The organism is Microcystis sp. M083S1, from assembly GCF_020246405.1.
Taxonomy (GTDB): Bacteria; Cyanobacteriota; Cyanobacteriia; order Cyanobacteriales; family Microcystaceae; genus Microcystis; species Microcystis aeruginosa_C.
Map to the genome: position 1 here is coordinate 1 of NZ_JADBTB010000175.1, position 23,641 is coordinate 23,641.

The window sequence follows — 23,641 nt, forward strand, 5'->3', positions numbered from 1 at the left end:
ATGAATTGGGGAGTGGGGGAATTATGAATTATGAATTATGAATTGGGGAGTGGGGGAATTATGAATTATGAATTATGAATTGGGGAGTGGGGGAATTATGAATTATGAATTATGAATTATGAATTGGGGAGTGGGGGAGCGGGAAGTGGGGAGCGGGGGAAATGGGATAATAAGTAAAAGCTGAATACTGAATGCTGAATACTGAATGCTGAATAGTGACTACTGAATAGTGACTACTGAATACTGCCTAATCAAACAACAATCTTAAGCTTGATCTCCTCAGTCGTCAACAGTGATACAATTGCCGTCATAGCTAGGGGTGTCTGAGATAATCAGGCTGAGAAAGACCCTTAGAACCTGAGACTGGGTAATTCCAGCGTAGGGAAGCTGTTTACAGAGGAAATAAAATTATGAGACAAGAATGGGTTGCCCCCCGGCGCGGACAAGCAAATGTATCGCAAATGCACTACGCCCGTCAGGGGATAATTACCGAAGAGATGACGTATGTGGCAAAACGGGAAAATCTCTCTCCCGAATTGATTCGCAGCGAAATCGCCCGAGGAAGACTGATTATTCCCGCTAATATCAATCACCTCAACCTCGAACCCATGGCGATCGGTATTGCTTCTAAGTGTAAAGTTAATGCTAATATAGGGGCTTCGCCTAACTCCTCGAATATTAACGAAGAACTGGAAAAATTACACCTAGCGGTCAAATACGGCGCCGATACGGTGATGGATCTCTCCACTGGGGGCGGTAATTTGGACGAAATTCGCACCGCGATTATCAATGCTTCTCCTGTCCCCATCGGTACTGTACCCATCTATCAAGCGGTGGAAAGCGTTCACGGTAATATTGAAAAACTCACCGCCGAAGATTTCCTCCACATTATCGAAAAACACGCCGGGCAAGGGGTAGATTACATGACAATTCACGCAGGAATCCTCATCGAACACCTGCCTTTAGTCAAAACTCGTCTGACCGGGATTGTCTCCCGGGGCGGTGGTATTATTGCTAAGTGGATGTTACACCACCACAAGCAAAATCCTCTCTACACCCATTTCGATGAAATTATCGAGATTTTCAAGCGTTATGACGTTTCTTTTAGTCTCGGTGACTCCCTGCGTCCCGGTTGTACCCACGATGCTTCCGATGCAGCCCAATTAGCGGAATTGAAAACCCTCGGCCAACTGACGCGTCGCGCTTGGGAACACGATGTACAGGTAATGGTGGAAGGACCTGGCCATGTTCCCATGGATCAAATTGAGTTTAATGTGAAAAAACAAATGGAGGAGTGTAGCGAAGCACCTTTCTATGTTCTTGGTCCCCTTGTCACCGATATTGCCCCAGGGTACGATCATATCACTTCGGCGATCGGGGCGGCTCTGGCGGGTTGGTACGGGACGGCGATGTTATGTTATGTCACCCCGAAAGAACATCTCGGTTTACCCAACGCTGAAGATGTGCGAAATGGCTTAATTGCCTACAAAATAGCGGCTCATGCGGCAGATATCGCCCGTCATCGTCCGGGGGCGCGGGATCGTGATGACGAACTCTCCATCGCTCGTTATAATTTTGATTGGAATCGTCAATTTCAGTTATCTTTGGATCCCGATCGCGCTAAGGAATACCACGATGAGACTTTACCCGCAGATATCTATAAGACTGCGGAGTTTTGTTCGATGTGTGGACCGAAATTCTGTCCCATGCAAACTAAGGTCGATGCCGATGCGATTACGGAATTAGAGAAGTTTCTCGCTAGTCAGAATCAAGACAATTTAACCCCGGTTTAAACGGGAGTTATGGGAAGGGCTGATTTGATTTCAGCCCTATTCCTAACATATAAGTCAAAATTCGGAGAATAAACGCCATTTTTTGACTAATTGACCCGTTTTTCTAGATATTGACCGATCATCAATTCCTGACCGGCGCGAGAGATAATAGTTTGTCGGGTGCGATATTGTTGACCGATGAGTTTAATTTCTTCTTCAAAGACAGAACCGGCGTATTCTGTTCTCAGACAGAGAGTAGAGGGGTTAGGAAAGGTATAAATGGCACTAACGGGTTTATCCGTCGCAAATCCCCGATCGCGATAGAGAATATTATCTAAAATACCGAATATAGTGGAACCGTTGGAGGGTTTTTTACTCTGGGGACGGAGATAATTACTTTGCCAAGTCACTTCCGTACCACCTAATAAAGCTGTATCTTCCAGATTATGTAAACGGGCAAGTTGAATTAATGGTTCGCTGCCTTGGGGTAAATATTTAATCTCGATGGCGCTGATAACTTCTTGGGGTTCCGTTTCTTGGGTGAGGGTGTAATAACGTCTCTGGGATTGCCAGTGTCCTTCTGTCTGCTTAAAAAAGGCTAAAGCCGAGGTTTCCAGCGATAATTGGGCGGTTTGAATTAATGTCATAGAAATAAAACCTTTCCTGTTTTTTGGTAGAGCAGATTTGTTATCCTTTGTCAAGAGTTTGCCAGAGAACTGTTACACATCTTAATACAATTATAACCTTGCGGGGAAATTAAGTGGTAGGTGTGTTGAGGGAGATAATTGGGAAAAAGTCGCATAGATACAGCAGTTACAGGGAAAAAAGGGGATAACATTGCTAAAACCTGCGAGCTTATCCTAGTTACTTCCATTTACCCCTATCTATCGATTAATTCTGTCAAATTGGCTACAGTGAGGCCGAGGTGATTCCCCCAACCCCCTTTTTTACCTGTTACTTTTCACCCGATCTGTCCGGTCTTGCTATTGTTAAAAATATAGAACCTCCGAACAAGGTCTCAACTCCGTGCAGTTAAAACAAGTAATCATCGCTCACAAGGCCAACCATCCCCAAAGTAAAGCATGGGCGGAAAAATGCGCTAAACAGTTAGAAGCCCGTCAGTGTAAAGTTTTAATGGGACCCAGTGGCTTTAAAGATAATCCCTATCCAGTATTTTTAGCCTCAGCATCGGAAAAAATCGACCTCGCCATCGTTTTGGGCGGAGATGGAACCATTTTAGCCGCCGCTCGCTATTTAGCTCACGAAGACATTCCAATTTTAGCGGTGAATGTCGGCGGCCATCTGGGATTTTTAACGGAACCTTTTGAGATTTTCCAGGATACGGAGACGGTCTGGGAGCGTTTACAATCGGACCACTATGCGGTACAACAACGAATGATGTTAAAGGCCAGAATCTATGAAGGGGATAAAAGAAACCCGCAGCCAGTGAGCGAGGCATTTTATGCCCTGAATGAGATGTGCGTGAAACCCGCTAGTATCGATAGGATGCCCACCTCAATCCTCGAAATCGAAGTGGACGGGGAAATAGTAGATCAGTACCAAGGAGACGGTTTATTAGTGGCTACTCCCACGGGATCCACCTGTTACACCGCTTCCGCTAATGGCCCGATTATACACCCCGGCATGGAAGCGATCGCTGTCACCCCGATTTGTCCCTTGAGTCTCTCCAGTCGGCCGATTGTCATTCCCCCGGCATCTCTGGTCAGTATTTGGCCCCTGGGAGACTACGAATTAAATACTAAACTCTGGATGGATGGTGCTTTAGCCACTTCCATTTGGCCTGGGCAATGGGTGGGAGTTACCAAAGCTGAAAAATTCGCCCAATTTATTATCCTGCGGGAAAGCTATTCTTTTTATCAGACTCTACAGGAAAAATTGCAATGGGCCGGGGCGAGAATTCATTATGATGGCAATCGTCATAATTAGGGTTTGCGGCAAAAAGTTTTTCGTGGGGACAGGGTGTGGGGTGTAGGGTGTAGGGTTTTACCGATTTTGAGGGGGTCAATTACCTAATTTTCAGGGAAAAAGTCCCTGAATTTTCCCCCCAATCACTCCAAAGGTCGGCACTTTTTGAGGTCAAAAAAGTCTAAAAACCTTATCCAACAAGGTTTTTAGATTTATTGAACAAGCCCTAAGTATATCTTCTAAAATTGGTCATTACTTCCGATTTTATCAGTAAATCCAGGCTTTTGGGGGTAGAACCCCCCAAACCCAGAAGCACATTTGCTGATTGTCGGTATTTCTGCAAGAGAGGGTCAAAAGTTGTCAAAATATTTGACAAAGTTGCCACTTTATGGTAAGAAATTGGGTTATTATTATCCCTTAAATTTTAAATTTCATCCCATCCAGTTAAGCCAGAAGACATAACATAACTGGTAACGGTTGCTTCAAAAAAGTTAGCTTTGGTGTGGCCTTCTTTTTTGGTATCGGAGAAGCGTTCCAGATGGTTATAGGGACTTTTGTTATACTTTTCTTCCCTGTATAAAGGCTCAAGTCCGATCGCTTTTAGCCGAATATTAGCGAGGTATTTAGTGTACTGTTCGGTACTGTATTCGGTAATACCTAAAATGTCGTTGCCAACGATGTGATTTGTCCAGCGACATTCGTGTTTAACGGCACTATCGAACATCTCATAAATCTGTTCAACGGAATGGGGAAAAATTGCCATGGCTTCAGGAATAAGTTTCTGATACAAACGGACGTGACTTAATTCGTCCCGGTTGATCATTTTGAAAACGTCAGCACTACCGGACATTAGCTGTCGAGAAGCGAGATTATAGAAAAAGATAAAGCCGTTATAAAAATACAAACTCTCCAGTAAATAGTCGGCAAGAAGAGCGATAAAATAGCTTTCAGTAGTTTGTTTATCGATGTATTGCTGGTAGAGACTAGCAATAAATTCACAGCGATCCTTGAGAACTTTATCGGTGCGCCAAAAGTCATAAACTTCGCCTCTGCGATCCGAAGGAATAATCGTTTCAATTAAGTATTGATAACTTTGATTGTGCATGGCCTCTTGAGAAATTTGTTCCGCCATACAAAGACTAATTTCTGGCGCAGTGACGCTACCTTTTAGGTGGGGAATATTACAGGTTTGCACGGAATCAAGAAAGGTTAGATAGGACAAAATACCATCATAAGCATATCTTTCTTCGTCGGTAAGATGCCCGTATTCAGTCACGTCTTGAGTGATATCTAATCGTTGCGGGATCCAGAAATTTTCGCGCATTTGTTGATATAAACCCACCGCCCAGGTGTAGCGGACATCGTTTAATTGCATCAGGTTGGTGGTGTTACCAAACCAGATCGAACGGTTTTCGATCGCATCGTCTCCCGCTGGATTGAAAATCGGGGAAATGGGCATCGAATGGCAAGAATTAACTAAATGTAAGGACATGATTACTTGGATATTATGGCACTTTTAGGTTATAATAGATTTTCGGTAAAAAGTCAAATGTTTTGATTTTGATTAGGAATAAATTCAAAATCTAGGGCTTCTGCCAAAGTAAATGGGCAATCCTTCGGGAATTTCTCTAGGTTTATCCCTGTTTCAATAGCGGCTTTTTTTCTGGCTTTGTTATAGCATTTTTTTAAATTTTCTTCTGTTAAAAAAATCTTAAGACTAGGGCTATTCTCTAAATCTTCTTCGATTCTTTCGCGATGCTCAAAAAGGGTTAATTCCCAGCTTCTGCTTTGTTTTTCTGGCTCTTGTAAGTATTTTAGTAAATGCCATAAAATCACGGTCAGATTGCTTTTTAATGCTTTCTGTTGACTGATAGACATAGATTTGATTTCTTCAATTAAATTCTCTAAATCTAAATCGGAAAACTGGCGATTTTCTAGTAAATTAATTGTTTTCTCTAACCAGAGATAGTAATCTTTTTCGTATAAGTTCTTTTCCATAATTATCTCCATTACTTTGATATTTCAGGAAACCAATCCTCATTTAAAGCCTGTTCTATAGTGCAAATTGGAGCTAAACCGACCAAATTTTCAGCGATTCCAGATAATTCGAGCCAAGAAATACGAGCTTCTTGAAAAGAGTTATCAAAAATTTCAATGAGATAAGGCTGTAAACTAGGACTATCGGCAATAATTCTTTTTATGGCACGACGGAAATTCCTAATTTCATTTTTCCATCCTCTTTGATTATATTCTAATTCCGATTGCCAGTAAGCTAGTTTCAGCAAATGTTCTAATAACCGAGTTAAATAACTTTCTAAACTTCGTTTCTCACTTTTCCCCATACTACTAATTTCGTCAATTAAATTTTCTAAATCTAAATCAAAAAACTGATTATTTTCTAATAAATGAATAGTTCTCTCTATCCAGAGATAGTAATCTTTTTCGTATAAGTTATTTTCCATAATTATCCCCATTATTTTGATATTTCAGGAAACCAATCCTCATTTAAAGCCTGTTCTATAGTGCAAATTGGAGCTAAACTGACCAAATTTTCAGCCATTCCAGATAGATCCAGAAATAATTTACGAGCATTTTGATAACAGGGGGAGAAAATTTCCGATAGATAGGGCTTTAAACTGGGACTGTCTTCAATAATTTGTTGAATTCGTAGGCGAAAGTTACGGATTTCATTTTTCCATCCTCTTTGATTATATTCTAATTCCGACTGCCAGTAAGCTAGTTTCAGCAAATGTTCTAATAACCGAGTTAAATAACTCTTTAAGCTTTGCCGTTGGCTTTTGCCCATGTCGCTAATCTCCTCGATGAGATTATCTAAATCCAACTCAGAAAACTGATTATTTTCTAATAAATGAATAGTTTTCTCTATCCAGAGATAGTAATCCTGTTCGTATAAAGTCTTATTCATGGCTGTGATTAGGTGATGAATAAGACTCATTTTAAATGATCTGAAAAAAATAAGGTGGGCATTGCCCACCCAAGTTAGGCTTAATTAGCGCAACTAGAACAACTATCGTCAGACTCTCGAAAATTGTCCTTTTGTACGGTACGGATATAATAAATCGCTTTACACCCCAATTCCCAGGCCATAACTAGGGTATCAAAGATATCTTTGGCAGTGAGACAACGGTTGGGTTCTTCGGGGAAATAAACCCCTTCATTGAGGTTGAATAATAACTCCATAGAAATCCCCGTATCGATCCATTCTTGCATAGTAGCGATCGCTTTTACCACTTGCTGTTGTTCGAGATTTTTATTCTCTGGATAAAACCAGAAAGCTTCTTCAATAAAAGGCGGTGCGATGGGAACGGTTCCCTTTGCCCATTTATCGTAGAAAAAGCGACTATAAACCGGCAAAACACTAGCGGTACATCCCTGTACCAAACTAGAGGAAGTATTAGGAGCAATGGCGGTAATATGGGAATTACGGATGCCAAATCGTTGAATATCTGCGGCTAATTGTTGCCATCTTTGCGGTTGCACTGCGTTATTTAAAAACCATGCCACTGGTTTTGCTCCGATTAATTTACCTTGACTCCATTCACTACCCAAGAAAGCTTGATAAGCACCGCGTTCCTTGGCTAATTCCATCGAGGAATAGGTACACCAATAGCCAATTTCTTCAAATAAATTACTAATTTCTGACAGGTTATTGTAGGATAACTTCCGTTTCGCTAACCAGTCAGCCAATCCCATCGCCCCTACCCCAATAGTCCGATATTTATCGTTGTGGTTTTTAGCATTATCAAAGGGAGGATTAGTGATATCGATAGTATTGTCGAGAATCCTGACAGCGATTTGACAATTAGACTCGATTTCTTCCCTGTCAATGTTGGCTAAATTAAGGCTAACTAAATTACAGCAATGAGCAGTTTTATCGGGGGTGACATTCGAGAAACTCTCCGTGCATAAATTTACACCGGGGATATAGCCATCATGTTTATTAGGATTAGCGCGATTGATGGTATCTTTGAAGGCAATGTAGGGCATTCCTGTTTCTACTTGGGAACGCATGATAGTTTTAAATAAGTCCCGGGCATTGATTTTTTTATAGAGGAAAATCTCTTTATCTAAATTAGCTTCTACTAAACGATAGGCCTCTTCAAATTCTTCCCCCCATAGTTCCGCTAATTCTATACCTAATTTATTGCGAACTTCGTAGGGATCTACTAATGTCCACTCGGCTTTATTTATCACCCGACGCATGAATTCATCGGTGATAACTAATTGGGGAAAAACATCATAAGCTTTGCGTCTTTGATCACCGTTTTCTGTCTGCATTTCCAGAAATTCTGGCACATCTAAATGCCAGATGTCAACACCGATAGTTACTGCCCCGGCGCGTCTTCCCCCCTGATTTACTGCAATAGCTGTATCGTTGAGTAATTTAATCCAAGGAATAATCCCCCCGGAAGCATTAGCTTTCCCCATTACCCAGCTACCAGTGGCGCGAATTCTACTCACATTCACCCCGACACCGCCACCATTTTTTGAGATGCGGGCAGCATTAGTAATCTCGTCGAAAATGCTTTCTAAACTGTCGTCAATGGAGAGGATAAAACAACTGGTTAGGGAACTTTTGGGAGTGCGTAAATTGGCTAAAATTGGGGTGGCAAGAGAGATTTTTCTTTGAGCAATCGCTTGATAAAATTTCTTCGCCCAGTGGAGTCTATTAGCTGGTTCTTCCACAATGGCAAGCAGTAAGGAACAGGTTAATAATGCCTCTTGAGGTAACTCATTTTTGAGTAAATAACGGCTAGTGATTAACAATGCCCCGGCGTAATCATAATCGATATCCCAATCGGGATTAATCCAAGAACCAGCTTCTTTTAATTCTGCCTCAGAATAGATGAGAATTCTTTCGTCGTACAGGCGATTTTTAACTTGAGTTTTAACAGTTTTCTCGTAATTTCCGTACTGATAACCCCGCACTACTAAGGTATCTTTCCAAAGACTCCAAATATGCAATCTTCCCGCCACATAGCGCCAATCCGGTTCCTCGGGACTACACATTTCTAGGGCGCAATTGATTAAATTATCCTGTATTTCCCTAGTGGTAATCCCATCCCGCAGGCGTGTGGTTAAACCCGCTTCTAAGGCGATTGAATTGACTTTTTTACCTTCACAAGCCCACTCTACCACGTCGCGAATTTTGCCGATATTTAAGCTTGTGGTGGAACCATCGCGCCGAATCACTCTAATTGCATGGCTGCCCATATTAGCTAAAGGGGTAGAACGAAAGGGTATTACTTCGTTATTTTTGTGAATGGAAACGGCAGTAGTCAAGGGCTTCGATTGCATAATTGGGAAATTGCGGCGTTAAAAAAACTTGACAAATTAATCTATTTGTACTAGAGCATTCTATCAGATTTTCTGGGAAAACACAACATCTAGCGTGTTAAATAATTTTATAACTCTATATGTGGTATAACCAGGATTGTTTTGTTCCCCAAAACAGTGTTTTGGATGACATTTTCTGGAAAAAATTCTCGATTCTCTCTCAAAGTGGTTCTTTTGTATGCTTGACAAAAAGCTTTTTCTTTGATAGCAAAACAGACTGACTGCTGAGGAGGTTATGGTGAGACTTTATTTGTTCTTAACTTTTCGATAATTTAAGACAAGAGTGGATTAAAAGTCAAATTTCCTCTGAGAACCTCTGAGAGAGTAAATTTTCTCTTTTCGCTATTTAGTGGCTTACCGCTAGAATAATAGGACAAAAACGCTATATATAGCGTCTAGCTAGTAGAGGACAAGGATGAAATATTTAGAAGAATGGCGTGATAGCGGGGTGGATGCGGAGTTAATCGCTCTCAATGTCACCGGTTTAGCGGGGCTATCTCCCAGTGAATACCTACTCTACTCCCAAGAATTACCGCGACGCAATGATGGCAGGGTTAGGGATAGTATTCTCAAGCGTTATGAACATACCAGTCAAGGAGGTTGGTGGTGTTCAGGAATTGACTTATTAACGGGCAATTATGACCCTTGGGGCTGTTTTAAGCCCGATTTTCCCCGTTTAAGCTTCGATGAGGCTAAACCGATTAAGTACGAACATCCTCCCCAAACCCCTACGGGAGTCTTTGCTTTGCGGATTCCCCTGAAAATTTGGCAAAAAATAGCCCAGTCTATCAGTGTTAGTATTTTAACTGAAGAAGTGGATAATAAGCAAGAGGATCTCGGTTTTTGGTCCTGGGTGATGAAACATCCAGAGATACCTATTTGTCTTACGGAAGGGGCGAAAAAAGCGGGGGCATTACTAACAGCAGGTTATGTGACAATTGCCTTACCCGGGATTCACAATGGTTATCGTACTCCCAAGGACGAATTAGGTAGGAGAATCGGCAAATCTCATCTAATTCCGCAGCTAGAAAAATTAGCTAATTCGGGACGAAAGATTTATCTAGTTTTCGATCAAGAAACTAAACCGAAAACCCAGCAAGCGGTTAATTTAGCTTTACAGAGAATGGGTTATCTATTCAGTCAGGCTAACTGTGAGGTAAAGGTAGTTACTTGGGATGCTGCTGACGGTAAAGGGGTGGATGATTTACTAATCAATCGAGGAGAAGATTACTTTCAACAAATCTATCAAAAAGCTACCTCTTGGGAAATTTGGAAAGCAGCGAGTTTAAATAGTTTAACTCTCTCACCTCATCTAGAGTTAAATAGCCGTTACTTGCCAGATATTTCTATCCCTACATCAGCGCAGTTAATGGCGATTAAATCTGCTAAAGGTACGGGAAAAACTGAGTTTTTAGCTAAAATAGTTAAACAGGCTGTTGCCAATCAACAAAAAGTTTTAGTTATTGGTCATCGGGTGAAACTGGTAGAGGAGTTGTGTCAACGCTTTGGTTTAAACTATATCAGCAAAATTAGAGATAATCCTGCGGCACAAATTTACGGTTATGGTTTATGTATTGACTCTCTCCATCCCCAATCGCAAGCAAAATTTCAAGCGGAAGATTGGCAAGGAGCTATTATTATTATTGATGAGATCGAACAAGTCCTATGGCATGGGTTAAATGGGGATACTTGTAAAGCTAATCGTGTAGCAATTTTAAAGTCTTTAAAGTCCCTGCTGCAAACTGTGGTCAGCAGTGGGGGAAAAGTCCTAGTTGCTGATGCTGATTTAAGTGATATTTCCCTAGATTATTTAACTTCTCTAGCGGCGATTGAACTAGAAACTTTCTTGATTAGTAACGAGTGGAAACCAAGTTATCAGGAAGCTTGGCGAGTTTATAACTACTCCGATAATACTCCCCAACGGCTAGTTAATGATTTGGTCAAACATATTAAAGACGGAGGAAAACCCTTTGTTTGTCTATCAGCACAAAAATTAACTAGCAAATGGGGAACAATTACCCTAGAATCTTATCTAAAAAAGCAATTTCCTCATAAGAAAGTTCTGCGGATAGACTCAGAGTCATTGCAAGATTCTAGTCACGCTGCCTATCAAGCGATTGGCAATTTAAATCAGTTGTTACTTAACTATGATATAGTTCTAGCTAGTCCTGCGATTGAAACGGGAATTAGTATTGATATTCAGCAACACTTTTCCTCGGTTTGGTGTCTAGCACAGGGAATTCAAACTCCCACTTCTATCGCTCAATTTTTAGGGAGAATTAGAGAGAATATTCCTCGTTATATTTGGTCAGCAGTGTACGGATTTAATCAGGTGGGTAATGGTTCCACTTCTATCCCGAAACTTCTCACCTCTGGACACCGATTAACGGAGGTTAATATTCGCTTACTACACCAATCAGATTTAGAATCTCTGGAGGATTTAGATACAAGTTTTCAAGCGGAATCTCTCCTCTGCTGGGCAAAAATGGCCGTGCGAGTAAATGCTTATATGCTTAATTATCGTCAGTCAATTCTAGGAATTTTACAAGCAGAAGGTCATAGAATTAAAGAACGAAATCAGGAAGAAGAACTAGAGATAACTAATCAGTTAACGGAAGCAATTGAAGAAATTATGGAACATAATTATCGTTCTGAATGCGATGCGATTGCCAACGCAGCTGAGATAACGGAATCAGAGTGTCGTCTGCTAAAAAAACAGTTAGTTAAGTCAGTAAAAGAAAGGAGAATTCTTAGAAAATATGACCTATACAAACGCTATGGAATCCCCGTCACACCGCAATTAGTGATTAAAGATGATCAAGGATGGTATCAAGAACTACGTCTACATTACTTTTTGACAATTGGGCGACAATTTTTGTGTGATCGAGATGCTTTAATTGCGCGTAAACTGATAGAATCAGGTCACGGAAGTTTATTTATTCCCGATTTTAATAGTAGTCAATTAGGAGTGATTATCGGGACGTTAGAATTGTTGGGAATTCCCGTATTATTAGCTAACCCTGAAAGAGAATTAAATAATCATGATGCCGATTTACAAAAAATGGCCGAAATCGCCATTAAAAACCGTAACGAGATTAAAACTATCACCAAGATTAACCTCTCTAATAGTTCCCGTCCTCTGACGATTATTCGTCATTTTTTAAACTTGTTAGGTTATAAATTAACCAGCAAGGGCAGCCAGAGAATTGCTAAAAAATACCTAAAAGTTTATCAGATTGTTGCCCCTCATGATGGGAGAGAACAAGTGTTTCAACAATGGTTATTTAGAGACGAAAAATGTGCGGGAAGTTCTGAGATTTGGTATGAATAAGGTTCTTAGGGACTTCTTATACAAATAATTAGGGTTTCCTGAATAAATCTAAAAACCTTGTTGGATAAGGTTTTTAGACTTTTTTCCCCCAAAAAGTGCCGACCATTGGAGTGATCGGGGAAAAATTCAGTTACTTTTTCTCTGAAAATTAGGTAGTTGACCACCTGAAAATGGGTAAAACCCCACACCCTACCCCCACGAAAAACTTTTTCAGCAGACCCTAATTAATTAGAAGAAGTCTCTAGGTTATTTTTCGGGACATTCAAAACAGGATTTTGGTCAAAGAAACCCCAAGACATAATCTTAAAACCAGCCGGATGTACGGTCATAATTGGCCATTCTTCGGGACGAGGAATATGGGTAACACCGTAGGTGTACCAGATAACTAAATCCTCATTGTCGAGAGATTCATTATCAGCAGTATATTGCGGTAAACCTCGGCCTTTTTTGCCTTGATTGGGATAATCTCCCGCTGCATAAAGCTCGTTCGCTTTGTAACGAGTTGCCCAAAAATGATGGGTAGCAAATTCACCCCGTTGATGAGAATCAGCTTGGAAATTGGGATAATAAATTGAATTTGTCGATGGCATTAACATATAACTTGTCGGCATTCCTAGGGAGTTTTTCTGATTCTTATTCATTACCATCCAAGCGCGACTTTCAGCTAAATTCACATCACGAATTGCCTCGGATTCTTGCTGAAGATTTCTTTCTGACATAGTGAAGGCATTACCAAAGGGATTCTTTTCTGGTGATCGGGTAGAAACCTTCATTTCAGTAACAGAATTTTTAACCCCATCCACATCAAAATCGAGACGAAAATTTAAGAAATGCTGATGATTAATTGCTTCCACATTTGCCGCTACTAATGTCCCAAATTTATCGCCATGCTCATGAGAATTAGTGAGATTAGGAGTCGCTTTAGCTAACATAATTCCCGTTAAATCGCTGCGCTGTTCTAAAGTACCATCTTCATGAAAAATCCAGTTAATTCCATAGTCATAATTACCGATAGCAGCCACGGTATTAACCACTAATTGACGGGCGCGACGACCTTCAAAAGTTTCCGTGTTAAAATCATAATGTCGCCAGAGAATTCCCGCATCCTTTTCGTAAATACCGATAAGATTTTTCCCGAGATAAGGTTCCCCATTATCATCAGCAAACAAGGCATTTAACAAGACAGTATTTTCAGGAACATCATTACCTTTATCCAAGGGAGTAGATAGCCAACCAAAACGATATTCTCCCACATCAAAAGCACTACGAACCGCCCATTCTCGCGAGGTATCGGAGTAGGGAACTACCATTTCTGAGAGTCCTGCACGATACAAAATTATTCTATCTTTACCTTTATCATTGTAGGTAACTAGATAAAGAACTAACCCCTCTCTTGGGTGCATGAGATAACGAAATTTCCAATTTTGCCAGCTAACTTCGTTACCCCTAATCTGAAAAGTTGTCCCTTGCGGTTGTTGAATTATTAAAGGTTTTAGGGCTTTTTGAAGGGGTGAAAGGGTTTTTTCATCATAATCAAAATTAGCTTTTGAGAAAGGTACAATCCCAGTATCTCGCACTTCAAATACTTGGCGATTATTTAAATCTACCGTCACCGACAAACCTTCGATCGGTGCGCCATAATAATTACTGCGATCCTTGCCTTTATAGTAAGTAATCCCGCGAATTAAGCGCTTTCCCGATGCTTGTTCTTTCTCGCTCATCATCCCGGTTGCCCAACCATCAATGATGACGTTTTCAAAGTCAGCAATCCCGCGTTTTTTCATAGCTTCTTGCCAACGAATATCAGCTTTAGCTACTTGATCGAGAATTTCGTATTCTTCATCTAACAATGGTGGTTGTCCTGTCGATACTTCTTGCCATGAGAGAATTTTACTCGCTTTGGTATCGACAATAGCCTCATAGGTTTTATTCAGTCTGGGTTCCAGAATTACTAAAAAAGCCTGACGAGCAATAGCATCTCCTTTTTTAAAGTTTAAAACAGTTTGCTTATCGGGTTCTTGTAAAGAAATATTAGGAAATCTGGCGAACTCCGTCAGGGATTTGTCTTTTTTCACCACAGTTACCGCCATTTTAATCTCATTTTCTGTGAGGGGGTCGAGAGGATGGCTAATCTCTGGGGATTGGGCGAAAGTTTTCCCAAAAATTAAGATCACTCCGCAGCTGATTACAAATAAAATCGTCAGTGGCCGCCACCATGAGTATTTTTTCAGCATAGAAATCCCTCGATAAGGCTAAAAGATGGTCAATCCTAGACATGATAATCTGGGATGTCATAATTAACCTTATATCTTTTCAAAAAATTAAGATCGATGTCGGCAGTATTAGCGCAGCTTGATGCAGATTAAATTGTTAATTTTGCCACAATACAAGGCGTTGCTCAATCAAGCTATGAATGTCAACCGTGCCATCCTATCTAAAAGTTAGTTTGACAGAAGCTTCCTATCTCAAATCAGCAACGCCAACCCCTGCCAACCGAAACCGATAGCAACTACTCAACCACCGGTCAAAACAGCGATTAAAACAAGATTGAATCCAGTTAATAGAGTTCAGATTTGATAGGGATTACCCAAGCGATCCACAAAAACATTGTAATCTAAGGGTAAACGCCCCGGATTAAGCCGCGGTTCCGCTGCGTAACCGATGGGAACGACGACAGCGATCGCCAGATGGGGATGATCGGCAGCACCGATCACAGCTTTTACCTTGTCCTCGATCCAACCGTTGAGAAAACAACTAGATAAACCGAGACTTTCGGCAGCTAAAACCAGATGAGTAGCGGCGATCATGGCATCTTTAATCGCGTATTCCCGGGTTTTTTCGCCCAAATCCTTTTGAAATCCCGGGATTGCCTGTTTGAAATATTTTACCGTGCCTTCGCTCCAGGCACCTGTACTGAGAGCCTGTTCATAGATAGGAGTTAGATCTCCTCCTCCTGCGGCAGCATCGGCAGCGAAAACAAAAGTAACCGGCGCTTGGATAATTTGCTTTTGTCCCCAAGCGGCCTCGGCTAAAGCGGCCTTTTGTGCCTCATCTTGTACTAAAATAATTCGCCAATCTTGGATGTTGAAACTACTAGGTGCGGCAACGGTTAATTCTACTAGGGTTTTCAGCAGTTCCGGAGCGATCGGATCGGTGGTAAAATTTTTAATAGAACGACGTTGATTAATCGCCGTGGGAACATCGAGAGGCAAGGTCATAAAGTCAATGGATCAAGTTAAATACTTCTAATTATTATAAGGTCAAGCTATCAGCCTCAGTCTTAGGTGTGAAAAAACAGAAATAGTAAAACATCGGGATTAAATTGTGGCAGTCAGGAAAAGATCGACTATACTGTTAAACTTAAACAGGTCATAAGCCAATGACCATCTAGCTATAATCATGTCACCGCCACAAAAATCATTTTATGCTTTCTGAGCCGGAACCGAGCGATACCCTCACCACTGCCACCGTCAATATGGGCGATCACAGTACCGATATCAAGCCAATTTTAGCCTTAAAAGAGTTAGTCGCTAGTTTATATCGCGAACAAAACAAAGTTCAAAATCTCTTAAGTTCCCTCGGTTTTGCCCTGCGGAGTTTCAATAATTTAAACCAATTCCTCGATCTTACCCCCTTGATGGCCGCACGAGTGGCGGATGCGGAGGGAGGAGCGTTGATTTTGAGCAAAAATAACGGTCAAGTGGCGCTCGATCAACTCCATTGCCAAGATAATCAAATTAATGGGGAACTACGCCGACAATTAGAGGCAATTATCCGACAATTAAACCAAGAAGCGACACTTGAGAACAAAAATAATCGATCGCTTCTCGACAGTCTCGACCATCAGATCCGGCAAACTCTCGGACAGGGTACGCAGGTTTATAGTACGCCTGTTTTAGTAAAAAATAGTGAGCGGGGACGTTTATACGTTTTCAGTCGCGATCCCGATTATGGTTGGACCCCCACCCGTCGTAAACTGTTGCAGCTAGTGGCGGATCAAACGGCGGTAGCTATAGCTAATAATGAATTAACGATCGAATTACGGGCCAAGGAACGTCAGGATCGAGAGTTAGAAATCGCTTCCGAAATCCAAAATCGTCTTTTACCCCGGCAATGTCCGAAAATTCAGGGGGTAGAATTGGCAGCCCACTGCAAAACGGCTAATCGCGTTGGTGGCGATTATTATGATTTTATCCCCTGCAACTACGATCAATTTAAACCGGCAACGGAGGCGGAAAGGGAAGCCAGTAGCGCTCCTTGGAGTATAGTCATCGGTGATGTCATGGGTAAAGGTGTCCCAGCAGGATTATTGATGACCATGACCCGGGGAATGTTGCGAGCGGAAGTGTTAAATCGTCACTCCCCGGCCCAGATTTTGCGTCATCTCAATCGGGTTATGTATGCCGATCTCGATAATTCTCATCGTTTCGTGACATTATTTTATTCCGAGTATGATCCACTGACGCAGCGTCTTGGCTACAGTAATGCTGCCCATTATCCCACCCTCTGGTGGCGGGCTAAAACGGCAGAGTTAGAGTCTCTTGACACGGAAGGGACATTAGTTGGTTTAGAGGCCGATTCTATCTATGATGATGCCCAAGTGCAATTAGAAGCGGGAGATACGCTGATCTATTATACCGATGGCTTTACCGATGCAGTCAACTCGAAAGGGGAAAGATTTGATCAGAAAAATTGGCTATCGGCAGTTAAAGAAGCCTGTCAACAGTACACCGATCCCGAACAGATTCTGGAATATTTATTTGGGAAAGTTGCCGCTTTTACCGGTTTAGGAAATGACAGTAGTGACGATATGACTTTAGTAGTTATGCGAGTGAAATCGGAGGAATAAATTATCGTTCTCTAGCTCATAAATTAGCCTAATTCGGCTCTTGCCAGGGAGCAAATAAAGGTAATAAAGCTAACCCGGGTAAAGCGGCAATTACCGTGATTAAAAAGAACCACTGCCAACCGATCGCCTCGGCTAAAAGTCCAGCGGGAGCTACTAAAATATCGCGACTAAAAGCCATTAAACTCGATAAGAGGGCGAACTGAGTAGCGGTAAAACGAGCATTACAAAGACTCATTAAAAAAGCCACAAAAGCGGCAGTGACTAAGCCACCGCAGAAGTTTTCAATATTAATAGCTAAGACCATAAAAGGATAATTTTGCCCTAAATTTGCTAAAATAAAATAGACTAAATTACTAATAGCTTGCAAGCCGCCAAAAATCCAGAGCGATCGATTAATTCCCCAACGACTTAACAGGGAGCCACCTAATAAAACTCCCACCATAGTTGCTATCATGCCCATGCCGCCTTGGATCGCCCCGATATCGGTTTGACTGAAACCAGTTTTTAAGAGAAAAGGAGTCACCATATTATTAACTAAAGCATCCCCTAAACGATAGAGAACAATAAAGGCGAGAATGCCGATTCCTTGACCTATTTGATAGCGTTGAAAAAACTCTTGGAAAGGCAACCAAACCGCCTCTAAAAGGGTTTGAGGAGTATCATCCCTAGGGGGAGTAGCCGGGGCGAAAAAAGACCAAATAATCGTTAAAGCCATCAATCCAGCCAGGAAAAGATAGACGAGAGGCCAGGGAAAGTGATCGGCTAAAATTAAAGCGATCGAACCGGTTAAAATTAAAGCCAAACGATAACCTAAAACCCCGATCGCTACCCCGGCACCCATCTCCCATTTTTCTAAAATATCTGTGCGATAGGCATCGTAGGCAATATCTTGAGTGGCACTAAAAAAAGCGATCAGTAAAGCATTAATTGCCAATAATTCCAAAGATTGTTTTGGTTGTTGAAAAGCCATAAAACCAATCGCTAAAGTTAAACAAACTTGAGCGATTAAAATCCAACCGCGACGACGACCAAGAAAAGGAGGAACATAGCGATCGAGCAAGGGAGACCAAAGAAATTTGAGAGAGTAGGGGAGGGTAACTAAACTAAATAAACCGATCGATTTCAGATCAACTCCTTCGGTGGTCATCCAAGCTTGCAGGGTGCGACTGGTGAGAAATAAGGGCAATCCGGAAGCAAAACCTAAGAATAACAAAGCCGCCATTTTTTGACTGCGGAACACTTGCAAATAAGCGGAAATTTCTTTGATCATAGAGAGGATAGGAGGATAGATTAGATTAAAGAATATAGTTAATTGACCCAAAAAGAAAGAGATTAGTTCTGACCAGCATCATTCCATCTTAACCATGGCCCGGCGATCAAAAAAAATTCCCGAAAAATAGCGGTCTTTCCCCCAACTGGGGCTATAGGCAGTAGAATAGATGAGATTTTGATTCAGTAGTCTTGAAAAATTGCGGGATTCTCCTTAAGATAGATGCTTGATTCTCCCAACTAGCTCCCACCCCTATTTACCTTTCCCAGATAAGGACTGCCATCCCCATCTTCCCTGCCGACTCCTGTGATTAAAGTGGACTCCTGTTTTATCTCATACCTATTGTCTCATCCCTCCGACTCGGAAGCGACCGGTGACACTGCCGCCATTACCGTCGAGGTGCGTTTGGCCCAAAGCCAAGATCTCAAAAGCTTGGCGGAGATTATCGCCGATAGTTTTTTCCCCACGGCCAATTATTGGTCTTTTCTGCGTCCTATCTTTAAATTAGGCATTTACGAGGACTTACGGGGACGATTACGCGGTGATACCCCTTACTATCACTGTCTGGTAGTCAGTCAAACCAGTGTCACCGCCACGGGTCCTCAGGAAGTTATTGTCGCTACGGCGGAAATCAGCTTAAAATCCAGTTCTTTTTTAGCTGTTCCCATTCCTTATATTTCTAATTTAGCCGTTAGTCCCGATCGCCGGCGTGCCGGTCTGGCCCGGAGATTGCTGCTCAAGTGTGAACAGATCGCTAGAGAATGGGGTTTTGAGGAACTTTCCCTCCATGTTCTCGATAATAATCTAGCAGCCCAGTCACTGTACTTAAGTAGCGGTTATCGTCTGCAAAAAACCGACGGTTGGTTGATCAATCGGTTATTTAATCGACCACAAAAGTTATTTCTGCACAAAAAAATCAGCCAATGAGGAGACTCCGAGACAGGTTTTAGGGGTTGGGATGTTGCGGTTTTAGTTCAATTTCCCCACTCCCCCACTCCCCCACTCCCCCACTTCCCCGCTTCCCCGCTTCCCCGCTTCCCAATTCATAATTCATAATTCATAATTCCCACACCCCGCTCCCACGAAACAAACCCTAGATATTTCGACAAAATTGCGATGCCGAAGAACTATAAGGAAAAATTCTGCTATATTATCTGCTAACTCTCTAGAAAACCCGATTAGTTTAATAATCTTTTCCGGTTATCTGAGAAAACAAATAGTTTATCTCTTTAAATATGGTTTTAGGGAGATATTTAGTGATTGTGTGAGGCAATTTGTGGTTAATAAGACGAAATCAAGGCTTAAAAGCGGAAAATCAAGCAAATTAGCGGCTAAACCTGTTAAAAAGCGGCGATTGTCGGGTAAATGGTTCCTGACAGCCCTAGGCTTAACTGGCTGCGCCCTAGTTTCCGCTACGGCGGGGGCTATGTTAGCTGTGTCTCTCTCCTCCACACCTTTGCGACAAGCTGCTCTTAGTCCCGAAGAAGCCGCCGCTTTTAACAATCAACAGGCCATATCCTATGAAAATCTGCAACTTCCCGCCCTCAACCGCCCCGTTAATATTCTGGTAGTTGGCGCGAAAGTGTTGACATCCGATGTCAAGGAGGCACAAACCCCAGATCTGGGTTATCATGCCCCGGTTAATTCCTTGGATGGTTTAACCGATACCATGCTGTTACTGCGTTTTGACCCCCAAAGACAGAAGTTAACCATGCTTTCCATCCCCCGGGATACCCGCGCCGATATCGAGGGTTACGGGGAGAAAAAAATCAATGAAGCTAACGCCCTCGGTGGACCGGCTTTAACGGCGGAAACGGTTAGTCATCTTTTGGACGGAGTGGCTATCGATCGCTATGTTCGCATTAATGTGCAGGGTGTGGAAAAATTAATTGATGCTTTGGGGGGGGTGACGGTATATGTTCCCAAAGACATGAAGTATCAAGATTTTAGTCAACACCTCTACATTGACCTGAAAAAAGGGGAACAACACCTCAACGGCGAGAAATTCCTCCAGTTTGCCCGTTTTCGTTACGATGCTAACGGCGATATCGGTCGTATCCAACGACAACAGCAATTAATGCGGTCCTTAGTAGAACAAACCCTAAAACCAGCAACTTTACTGAAAATTCCCGATATTATCGAGGTTATCCGCACCCATATCGATACTAATCTCAGTTTAGAGGAGTTACTCGCCCTAGCTGGTTTTGCCTCCAAAACTCAGCGCGCTGATGTGCAGATGCTACTGCTACCAGGAGACTTTAATGGTGATGGTCGGCAAGGGATCAGTTATTGGTTGCCCAATCAAAGTAAAATTCAAGAGCTAGTGGCTCAACATTTTAACCACGGCTCTTTTATCGCTGACATCGAAGAAACCACGCAACCGACTCGCATAGCTGTGGAAGATAGCATCGATAATCCAGAAGCGGTGCAAACTCTAGTCAGATATCTGCGCTCGTTTGGTTATGAAAATGTTTTTGTCTCTAAGTCTTCATCGCCAATTCTAGAAACTACCAAAATTATTGCTCAAAAAGGGGATGATTCCCTGGCTGCTGCCCTGCATAATAGCCTTGGTGTCGGGGAAGTTTTGGTGGAAAGTACGGGAAATCTCGCTTCTGATGTGACGATTAAAATTGGTCAAGATTGGCAAGAAAAATCAGCTAATCTTTCTGATCTATCCCCTGGCAACTAAGAGAAAAATCAAGTTTATCTGAGTTAGGAGTTACCCATTGACAAAAAACTCATCCATTATCAGTTATCATTGATTAGTGATTGGTCACTGTTTACTGTTCACTGTTTACTGTTTACTCTCCCATGACCCCTTTTGTTGAGAAAATAAAAACTCCTTTAACTAAGCAAAAAATCTCGGTTCTGCAAATTAATTTGGGAAAAAAATGTAACCTTGCTTGTAGCCATTGTCATGTGGAAGCAAGTCCAGTTCGCTCCGAAGAAATGACTCCAGAAGTGTGCGAACAAATTATCGAACTGATCGCAAGATTTCCCCAAATTAAAACCGTCGATCTGACCGGCGGCGCCCCAGAAATGCTCTACGGTTTTAAGCCGATTGTGGAAATCTCTAGAAAAGCTGGGAAACAGGTAATTGTGCGCTCGAATTTAACTATTTATTTCGAGAAAGGATTTACTGATATTCCTGAATATTGCGCGGGCCATCAGCTGCGGGTGGTGGCTTCTTTACCCTGTTATCTTGCCGATAATGTGGATAAAATGCGCGGTTTGGGAGTCTATGATCGATCAATCGCCGCTTTACAATGGTTGAACCGTCTCGGCTACGCTCAAGAGCCGAATTTGATTGTGGATTTAGTCTATAATCCCCAGATTCCTAAGTCAGAGAATTTTTCTCTTACACCGGATCAGGTATCCCTAACACGGGATTACAAAAAGTTCTTGCAAGAACATTTTAATATTTCTTTTAACAATCTGTTTACTATCACTAACTTACCCGTCGGAAGAACCCGTTTCCATCTGGAACACCGGCAACTCTATCAACCCTATCTTCAATTCCTCGAAGACCATTTTAATGGCGATACTGTCGAGCATTTGATGTGTCGTAATCAGCTTTCGATCGATTATTTGGGTAATATCTATGACTGCGATTTTAATCAGATGGAAGATCTGGCCGCTTGCACCGGTCAAGACCAAAAATTAACCCTGTCGGATTTATTACAAGCGGATAGTTTAGATCTAATTGCAGAGGTACAAACCGCTTCCTATTGCTACGGTTGCACTGCCGGCAGCGGTTCCAGTTGTGGGGGAGCTTTGATTTCAAGCTGAACAAGTGTACTGGATTGACAGCGCATCTCGACAAATTTAGTACAAATGCTCGGACTAGCTTTCCCTGCTGCCAACTCCGGTGCTGTCTTAACGAGTAATCTTAGATAGGGTTTGCGGCAAAAAGTTTTTCGTGGGGGCAGGGTGTGGGGTGTGGGGTGTGGGGTGTAGGGTTTTACCGATTTTGAGGGGGTCAATTACCTAATTTTCAGGGAAAAAGTACCTGAATTTTCCCCCCGCTCACTCCCAGGTCCGGTACTTTTGGATTGACAAAAAGTCTAAAAGTCTTATCCAGCAAGGTTTTTAGATTTATTCAGCAAGCCCTAGATAGTCAAAAGTTTGGCTAATGATTAGGGACCAGAAAAAACCGCCGATTCGATATCTTGGCGACTAAGGGAGTATTTAAAAGCGCGATTGATATCACTGCCGTCATTTGCTGCCCGAAAGTAACGAACGGTGATTTCTTCGATGTCGAGGCAGATTTCCGCCTTCCATGTCGGTTTTTCCACAGTCCAACAGTGGATATTCTCGGTATTTTTCCGACAACCTAACTTAACTAGCCATGCTTCGATCGCCGGTAAGGGATGATTATAGAGGGGAGTATCAGCAGTGGGAATCTTCATCGCATCTAAATCAAAAATAATTGGGCTACAGTGACAGCATTCTCTCCTCGAAGCATAGCAATAATCACCGCTAGTAACAAGCAGCCCAGCAGGGTGAGTGCCAAGATAAACAAAGCAAAAATCTCTCCCGAAGATAGGGGGCGATCGGTCGGATCGAGATAGGCGCTACGATTAGCTATGGGTTGATCGCCATCGGGGATAGTTTGGATGACATTCCAGCGCGAGTAACCTATCTGTAAATCATACAGGGAACGGCGATCGGGATTACTCAGGGTGGCATAAGCTTCGTTAAGACGCTGGAATTTAACCGTTGCCACTTCGGGGCTGAGTTCGGTAGTATCGGGGTGGTATCGTTTGCTCAGTTCCCGATAGGCTCGTCGCACTTCGATCACCGAGGCACTCGGATGTAGTCCTAGAATGGCATAATAGGTATTGGCAAAGCGCGAGTTAGCGGCAATGACTCGCGAGGTGGTTTGGGAATTATCGCGCTCGAAGGTCACAAGATTTTTTACCGAAAAATTGGGTTTAAAGCCTCGCCCTTTTAGGGCGACTTTATGTGATGTATGATATTAAGAATAGCGGGCCGGGTAAGCAACCGCTTAAAAAACCCAGTCATCGCAGGATGAACGCACCTTGAAAACTAGAGTTATGGGGTTCTATAGGGGAATGCTCCTATAGGTAAAAGCTCTAAGCGTCAAGTACCAGAGAAACCAATTATTTTAGAGG

At 42.2% G+C, this 23,641-nt stretch carries 18 protein-coding genes and 1 riboswitch; of the genes, 7 read left to right on the forward strand and 11 right to left on the reverse strand.

What is annotated here, in order from left to right:
- The first annotated feature begins 305 nt into the window (after positions 1-305).
- Positions 306-402, forward strand: a riboswitch (TPP riboswitch).
- Between the two features lie 8 nt (positions 403-410).
- A complete protein-coding gene (gene thiC / locus IM450_RS15965; RefSeq protein WP_004268861.1) occupies positions 411-1,793 on the forward strand; it encodes a phosphomethylpyrimidine synthase in 1,383 nt (460 codons plus the stop codon).
- A gap of 86 nt (positions 1,794-1,879) precedes the next feature.
- Here thiC and IM450_RS15970 read toward each other — a convergent pair whose 3' ends face one another.
- Positions 1,880-2,419: a phycobiliprotein lyase gene (locus tag IM450_RS15970; RefSeq protein ID WP_004268862.1), complete on the reverse strand. Its 540-nt coding sequence runs from the start codon at positions 2,417-2,419 to the stop codon at positions 1,880-1,882.
- A gap of 379 nt (positions 2,420-2,798) precedes the next feature.
- Between IM450_RS15970 and IM450_RS15975 the strand changes: the two genes are divergently transcribed.
- Positions 2,799-3,719 (forward strand): NAD(+) kinase, encoded by a 921-nt coding sequence (locus tag IM450_RS15975; protein ID WP_004268863.1) that lies wholly within the window; start codon positions 2,799-2,801, stop codon positions 3,717-3,719.
- 403 nt (positions 3,720-4,122) lie between these two features.
- Here IM450_RS15975 and IM450_RS15980 read toward each other — a convergent pair whose 3' ends face one another.
- From IM450_RS15980 to IM450_RS16000, 5 genes are all read right to left on the reverse strand, one after another.
- On the reverse strand, positions 4,123-5,190 hold the full coding sequence (locus tag IM450_RS15980; protein ID WP_004268867.1) for a ribonucleotide-diphosphate reductase subunit beta: 1,068 nt from the start codon (positions 5,188-5,190) through the stop codon (positions 4,123-4,125).
- Between the two features lie 53 nt (positions 5,191-5,243).
- Positions 5,244-5,696, reverse strand: coding sequence for a DUF29 domain-containing protein (locus IM450_RS15985; RefSeq protein ID WP_004268868.1), 453 nt, complete (start codon positions 5,694-5,696; stop codon positions 5,244-5,246).
- Between the two features lie 11 nt (positions 5,697-5,707).
- Complete coding sequence (locus tag IM450_RS15990; RefSeq protein WP_004268869.1) at positions 5,708-6,160, reverse strand: DUF29 domain-containing protein; 453 nt, start codon at positions 6,158-6,160, stop codon at positions 5,708-5,710.
- A gap of 11 nt (positions 6,161-6,171) precedes the next feature.
- On the reverse strand, positions 6,172-6,624 hold the full coding sequence (locus tag IM450_RS15995; RefSeq protein WP_043997969.1) for a DUF29 domain-containing protein: 453 nt from the start codon (positions 6,622-6,624) through the stop codon (positions 6,172-6,174).
- 80 nt (positions 6,625-6,704) lie between these two features.
- Entirely contained in the window at positions 6,705-9,017 is a 2,313-nt protein-coding gene (locus tag IM450_RS16000) for a ribonucleoside-diphosphate reductase subunit alpha (RefSeq protein ID WP_287671048.1), read from the reverse strand.
- A gap of 454 nt (positions 9,018-9,471) precedes the next feature.
- Between IM450_RS16000 and IM450_RS16005 the strand changes: the two genes are divergently transcribed.
- Positions 9,472-12,387, forward strand: coding sequence for a plasmid replication protein, CyRepA1 family (locus tag IM450_RS16005; RefSeq protein WP_287671050.1), 2,916 nt, complete (start codon positions 9,472-9,474; stop codon positions 12,385-12,387).
- Between the two features lie 224 nt (positions 12,388-12,611).
- On the opposite strand, the gene IM450_RS16010 is transcribed toward IM450_RS16005, so the two are convergent.
- Together IM450_RS16010 and IM450_RS16015 are read right to left on the reverse strand one after the other, a co-directional pair.
- Complete coding sequence (locus IM450_RS16010) at positions 12,612-14,621, reverse strand: primary-amine oxidase (protein WP_287671052.1); 2,010 nt, start codon at positions 14,619-14,621, stop codon at positions 12,612-12,614.
- Between the two features lie 333 nt (positions 14,622-14,954).
- Positions 14,955-15,605 carry a nitroreductase family protein gene (locus IM450_RS16015; protein WP_004268876.1) on the reverse strand — a complete coding sequence of 217 codons (651 nt, stop codon included), beginning with the start codon at positions 15,603-15,605 and terminating at the stop codon, positions 14,955-14,957.
- 206 nt (positions 15,606-15,811) lie between these two features.
- Here IM450_RS16015 and IM450_RS16020 point away from each other — a divergent pair, with 206 nt between their 5' ends.
- Complete coding sequence (locus tag IM450_RS16020; RefSeq protein ID WP_287671055.1) at positions 15,812-17,236, forward strand: PP2C family protein-serine/threonine phosphatase; 1,425 nt, start codon at positions 15,812-15,814, stop codon at positions 17,234-17,236.
- A gap of 28 nt (positions 17,237-17,264) precedes the next feature.
- Here the strand turns inward: IM450_RS16020 and IM450_RS16025 are convergent, their stop codons facing one another.
- The gene (locus tag IM450_RS16025) at positions 17,265-18,506 is read right to left on the reverse strand and encodes an AmpG family muropeptide MFS transporter (protein ID WP_287671057.1); all 1,242 of its coding nucleotides are present in this window, start codon (positions 18,504-18,506) and stop codon (positions 17,265-17,267) included.
- Between the two features lie 306 nt (positions 18,507-18,812).
- Here IM450_RS16025 and IM450_RS16030 point away from each other — a divergent pair, with 306 nt between their 5' ends.
- The 3 genes from IM450_RS16030 (at position 18,813) to arsS (ending at position 22,295) form a co-directional block, all read left to right on the forward strand.
- Positions 18,813-19,433, forward strand: a complete 621-nt coding sequence (locus IM450_RS16030; protein WP_004268880.1) for a GNAT family N-acetyltransferase — start codon at positions 18,813-18,815, stop codon at positions 19,431-19,433.
- Positions 19,434-19,782: 349 nt separating this feature from the next.
- Positions 19,783-21,195, forward strand: a complete 1,413-nt coding sequence (locus IM450_RS16035) for an LCP family protein (RefSeq protein ID WP_287671060.1) — start codon at positions 19,783-19,785, stop codon at positions 21,193-21,195.
- A 122-nt stretch (positions 21,196-21,317) separates the two neighbouring features.
- Complete coding sequence (arsS, locus tag IM450_RS16040; protein ID WP_004268883.1) at positions 21,318-22,295, forward strand: arsenosugar biosynthesis radical SAM (seleno)protein ArsS; 978 nt, start codon at positions 21,318-21,320, stop codon at positions 22,293-22,295.
- A 347-nt stretch (positions 22,296-22,642) separates the two neighbouring features.
- Here the strand turns inward: arsS and IM450_RS16045 are convergent, their stop codons facing one another.
- Together IM450_RS16045 and IM450_RS16050 are read right to left on the reverse strand one after the other, a co-directional pair.
- Positions 22,643-22,915 (reverse strand): DUF3143 domain-containing protein, encoded by a 273-nt coding sequence (locus tag IM450_RS16045; RefSeq protein ID WP_004268884.1) that lies wholly within the window; start codon positions 22,913-22,915, stop codon positions 22,643-22,645.
- Positions 22,916-22,920: 5 nt separating this feature from the next.
- Positions 22,921-23,415 carry a J domain-containing protein gene (locus tag IM450_RS16050; RefSeq protein WP_002779886.1) on the reverse strand — a complete coding sequence of 165 codons (495 nt, stop codon included), beginning with the start codon at positions 23,413-23,415 and terminating at the stop codon, positions 22,921-22,923.
- Positions 23,416-23,641 lie beyond the last annotated feature (226 nt).

Coding starts and splice junctions, on each gene's coding strand:
- thiC (WP_004268861.1), top strand. CDS start 411: ATGAGACAAGAATGGGTTGCCCCCCGGCGCGGACAAGCAAATGTATCG.
- IM450_RS15970 (WP_004268862.1), bottom strand. CDS start 2,419: ATGACATTAATTCAAACCGCCCAATTATCGCTGGAAACCTCGGCTTTA.
- IM450_RS15980 (WP_004268867.1), bottom strand. CDS start 5,190: ATGTCCTTACATTTAGTTAATTCTTGCCATTCGATGCCCATTTCCCCG.
- IM450_RS15985 (WP_004268868.1), bottom strand. CDS start 5,696: ATGGAAAAGAACTTATACGAAAAAGATTACTATCTCTGGTTAGAGAAA.
- IM450_RS15990 (WP_004268869.1), bottom strand. CDS start 6,160: ATGGAAAATAACTTATACGAAAAAGATTACTATCTCTGGATAGAGAGA.
- IM450_RS15995 (WP_043997969.1), bottom strand. CDS start 6,624: ATGAATAAGACTTTATACGAACAGGATTACTATCTCTGGATAGAGAAA.
- IM450_RS16000 (WP_287671048.1), bottom strand. CDS start 9,017: ATGCAATCGAAGCCCTTGACTACTGCCGTTTCCATTCACAAAAATAAC.
- IM450_RS16005 (WP_287671050.1), top strand. CDS start 9,472: ATGAAATATTTAGAAGAATGGCGTGATAGCGGGGTGGATGCGGAGTTA.
- IM450_RS16010 (WP_287671052.1), bottom strand. CDS start 14,621: ATGCTGAAAAAATACTCATGGTGGCGGCCACTGACGATTTTATTTGTA.
- IM450_RS16015 (WP_004268876.1), bottom strand. CDS start 15,605: ATGACCTTGCCTCTCGATGTTCCCACGGCGATTAATCAACGTCGTTCT.
- IM450_RS16020 (WP_287671055.1), top strand. CDS start 15,812: ATGCTTTCTGAGCCGGAACCGAGCGATACCCTCACCACTGCCACCGTC.
- IM450_RS16025 (WP_287671057.1), bottom strand. CDS start 18,506: ATGATCAAAGAAATTTCCGCTTATTTGCAAGTGTTCCGCAGTCAAAAA.
- arsS (WP_004268883.1), top strand. CDS start 21,318: ATGACCCCTTTTGTTGAGAAAATAAAAACTCCTTTAACTAAGCAAAAA.
- IM450_RS16045 (WP_004268884.1), bottom strand. CDS start 22,915: ATGAAGATTCCCACTGCTGATACTCCCCTCTATAATCATCCCTTACCG.